Annotated in this window: 3 protein-coding genes; 2 read left to right on the top strand and 1 reads right to left on the bottom strand. The window is 42.6% G+C overall.

Annotation, left to right across the window (positions count from 1 at the left end; genetic code table 11):
• A partial coding sequence (locus VF500_RS23420) for an HIT family protein (RefSeq protein WP_330861991.1) occupies positions 1 to 273 on the top strand: 273 nt, incomplete at its 5' end.
• Between the two features lie 137 nt (positions 274 to 410).
• Here the strand turns inward: VF500_RS23420 and VF500_RS23425 are convergent.
• Positions 411 to 911 (bottom strand): hypothetical protein, encoded by a 501-nt coding sequence (locus VF500_RS23425; protein ID WP_330861992.1) that lies wholly within the window; start codon positions 909 to 911, stop codon positions 411 to 413.
• A gap of 318 nt (positions 912 to 1229) precedes the next feature.
• On the opposite strand from VF500_RS23425, the gene VF500_RS23430 reads away from it, so the two are divergent.
• Positions 1230 to 3803 (top strand): TonB-dependent receptor, encoded by a 2574-nt coding sequence (locus VF500_RS23430; protein ID WP_330861993.1) that lies wholly within the window; start codon positions 1230 to 1232, stop codon positions 3801 to 3803.
• The last annotated feature ends 375 nt before the right edge of the window (positions 3804 to 4178 follow it).

Below are 4178 nucleotides of genomic sequence, written 5' to 3' on the forward strand. Positions count from 1 at the left end.
CCTAAAAAGGAGGTTGATTATCTTTTTGATCTGGATGACGACACCTATACCGGCTTGCAGTTATTTGCCAAAAAGGTAGCCATCGCCTTAAAAGAAGCTGTTCCCTGCCCCCGGGTTGGCGTGGCCGTTATGGGGCTCGATGTTCCCCACGCGCATATCCATCTTATCCCGATGAATGATATGAGCAGCATTAACTTTTCGCTCCCCAAACAAAAATTTACGCCCGAGCAATTTAACGCCACCGCCGAAAAGATCAGGCAGACAATTGGTTAATCAGAGAAAGAGCTTTTTACATTATAACATTACAAAAGCTGCATCAAAACATAACGATGCGGCTTTTTTATTTCCCGACTTAACTAATCTGACAATCAAACAAATAACTTACCAACAAATTTAACTTCTTTAAATAATTACATGGTAGGCGATTGCAGGTAGATATCCCAATACTGGTCCTTCGTATTAGTTTTTTTAGCCAGGATTATTTTTGAGTTCACGCTGCCTTTTTTGTCGGATGGGGTAAGGTACAGGTCGGTGCCTTTCAGTTTGATCAGGAAGGTATCTTTATCGATAAGTTCAAATTCGTATTGCTGGGTTGCATTATCGGCATTAAGTGGTCGTTCCTCCAGCGCTACTCCTTCGTTGGCCTGGGCTACAGGCTGAAAAGTCTTGCTGGTGAACAAATTCTTTAGTTTATAAGTATTGCCCTCTACATGCTGAAAATCCCAAGTCATACATTTCCAGTTTTCGGGATAATAGGCCACGAGTGGGGTGCCATTTTCTGAATGCGCATCTTTAACCCTTAACAGCATCCCGGTTTGTTCATTTTTAATAGCATAGGTTCCCTTAATTTGTTGAGCCGAAGTCGCAAGGCCAGGCAACAAGAAGCATAACAGCCAGGCAAATATTTTCATAGGTATATCGATTTAAACAAATTTAACTACAAACCATAAACGGCTGTTATACAAATCGATTCAGTTTTTCGTCGATATGTATCAAAGCAACACCATTTTAACTCCAGGCGCTCGACAACATCCCTGCAAAATAAACAAGTGATTTATTGTAAGGATTAGCTCAAAAGAACGACTAACTACCATTAAATAACAATTTAAATCATATAAAACCCACCAACTCACACATCAAATACAATAAAAGGCCGAAAATGGTTATACTTTTAAAAATATAACGTTATTTTAAGGCTTATTTTTAAAAGGTCGCAACCAAAAAACTAAATGAACAAAAAACTACTCCTTACTTTACCCTTATTAAGTACTGTTTTGGCCGTTAAGGCGCAGGATACCCTAAAAAAAGTCACGGCAGACACCGTCAACATTAAAAAGAAACAACTTCAGGAAGTGGTTGTAAGTGCTTCGCGTATCAGCGAAAGCATTTTACGTTCGCCTGTCAGTATCGAAAAAATCAAAGCCTCAGCTTTTAAGCTTTCGGCAGCGCCATCATTTTTTGACGCATTGGAGAATGTAAAAGGCGTACAACTAATCACCCCCAGTCTTGGTTTCCGCATTATCAACACCCGTGGTTTTGCCAATACTACCAATGTGCGTTTTACCCAGTTGGTTGATGGCGTTGACAACCAGGCGCCACATTTGGGTGCCTCCATTGGCAATGCGCTTGGCCCGAGTGATCTGGATATTGAAAGCGTGGAGATCATTCCTGGCACGGCATCTGCACTTTACGGTTTAAATGCGATTAACGGATTGGCCAACTTTATTACTAAGGATCCCTTTACTTCGCCGGGTATCACTATTCAGCAAAAAACGGGTATTAACCATGTGGGTGATAAAGAAACAGGCGTGAAAGGCTTTTCAGAAACCAGTTTCAGGATAGCAGAGGTACTTTCGCCAAAATTTGCTTTTAAGCTGAATGGTACTTATACTACCGGTTATGATTGGATTGCCGATAACACAACCGATCAAAATGCTGCTGCCAATGCTAAACTGGGCATTCCGGGCGGCCCGCAGAACCCGGCTTATGACCCCATTAATGGCTACGGTAATGAATCATCCGACAGGAAAACCATTACCCTTGGCGGCAAGCAATACTCGGTAGCGCGTACTGGTTATGCCGAAAAAGATCTGACGAGTTATGGCCTTCACAACGTAAAACTGGATGCTGCACTGGCCTATAAATTCAGCCCGAAAACACAGCTTACCTACACTTTCCGTTTTGGAGATCTGGATAATATATACCAGCGGGCCAACCGTTTCAGGCTGAAGGGCTACACTCTGCAACAACATGCGCTTGAATTGAAGAACGATATTTTCCAGGTGCGTACTTACCTTACTATTGAAAATACCGGCAAATCATACAACCTACGCTCGGCAGGCGAAAACATGGACCGCAACTTTAAGAGCGATAACGACTGGTATGCCGATTTTACCAAAGGCTTTAACAATGCGACATCAGCAGGAGCAAATGTACAGCAGGCCTTAAACCAGGCCCGCCAGGTTGCAGATGCAGGCCGTTACCAACCCGGAACAACTGCTTTTAAAAACACGCTGGATAAACTGGCCGATATTAATAATTGGGACGTAGGCTCGGCATTACGGGTTAAAGATGATTTGTTTCATATAGAAGGACAAGTAGATGTTTCAAAGGCCATATCGAAAGACTTTATTAAACAAACAGGGCTGGACCTGCTTGCGGGCTTCGATCACCGTACTTATATTATTCACCCGGATGGCAATTATTTTATCAACTATGTACCGGGCAAAGAGTTTAGCAACCTTGATTACAGTAAAACAGGCGGTTTTATTCAGGCATCAAAAGAGCTTTGGGATAATAAGCTCAAACTATCGGCCACCCTGCGCGGCGATCGTAACGATTACTTCGACCTAAAACTGAACCCACGCTTTACATTGGTGTTTTCGCCGGCAGTGGAGCATAACATCAGGGTATCATTCCAAAGCGGTTACCGTTTCCCGAGTATTTTCGAAGCGTTCTCTAATGTAAATAGTGGCGGGGTTAAACGCATTGGTGGTTTACGCGTGGTATCAAACGGCATTTTTGAAAATTCATATCTGCGTACTTCTATAGATGCTTTCCAAACCGCGGTAAAAAATGATTTTAACCAGGGTATTTCAACCAATGCCGCCATTGAAAAAGAAAAAGGGTTACTAAAGAAGAACCCCTATACCTACCTCCAACCCGAGCATATCAACTCGTTTGAGGCTGGTTATAAAGCCCTGTTCTTTGATGGAAAATTAAGCGCCGATGCAGATTTTTATTACAATAAATATGATCACTTCATTGCCCAGGTTGAGATCAATGTACCCAATACACAAAAGGCCGATTCAATCCCTTACTACCTGAACGACAAAACCAAACAAGGCCGTTACCGCGCGTGGACAAACTCACAAAGCAAGGTTACCAATATTGGTGGCAGTGTTGGCCTAACCTATCATTTGCCGGCTAATTTACAGTTATCGGGCAATGCATCATACGCTAAATTGCAACGCACAACCAATGAAGACGCGTTGGAAGATGGCTTTAATACACCTGAGTGGATCACTAACTTTTCTTTCGGTGGTAATAGAGTGCTGGGTAACTTAGGGTTTAACGTAACCTATAAATGGCAAAGCGGATATTACTGGCAGTCCTTTTTAGTGAATGGCAATGTTGATCACTACGGCACAATTGATGCCCAGCTTAATTATGATTTCATGAAAACTAAATTGAATGTAAAACTGGGTGCAAGCAATCTTACCAATAAATATTACAATTCGTTTTTAGGCGGCCCGTCTATCGGTGGGTTTTATTATACTACGCTTACTTATACTATTCAGTAGTTGTTTTTCGCTCTTTCGTTTCAGACTTACGAAGTTTTCAAAACTTCGTAAGTCTCTAAGAGCACACCCCGCTGCAGCAAGTACCCCACTTCTGGCCTGCGTTCAAGTAGGCAAGCCGCAGTCAACCTCATTTTTGTGCTGAAGTTGAAAACTTCAGTTATGCCCAACCACGGGTAACGCTATCGCTAAACCCACGGCAGAATTAAAGAGCTATTTTATCACCTCATTACATTCACCCGCTCCCCTTGCCAATCCGGGAAAAGAATATGATCATTATTTATGGCGAGATGTTTATCGGCTACAGAGCTGAACACGCTCCTGAAATCGGTAGTTACGGCAAGGTCACGGCCATCTTCAAGATTTTCAACGGCAAGG

The sequence above is a fragment of the Mucilaginibacter sp. genome (genome assembly GCF_036383575.1).
In the GTDB taxonomy this organism is placed as follows: domain Bacteria; phylum Bacteroidota; class Bacteroidia; order Sphingobacteriales; family Sphingobacteriaceae; genus Mucilaginibacter.

What these genes read in the sequence shown, in the direction of transcription:
- VF500_RS23425 (WP_330861992.1), bottom strand. Translation starts at nt 911, where the DNA reads ATGAAAATATTTGCCTGGCTGTTATGCTTCTTGTTGCCTGGCCTTGCG.
- VF500_RS23430 (WP_330861993.1), top strand. Translation starts at nt 1,230, where the DNA reads ATGAACAAAAAACTACTCCTTACTTTACCCTTATTAAGTACTGTTTTG.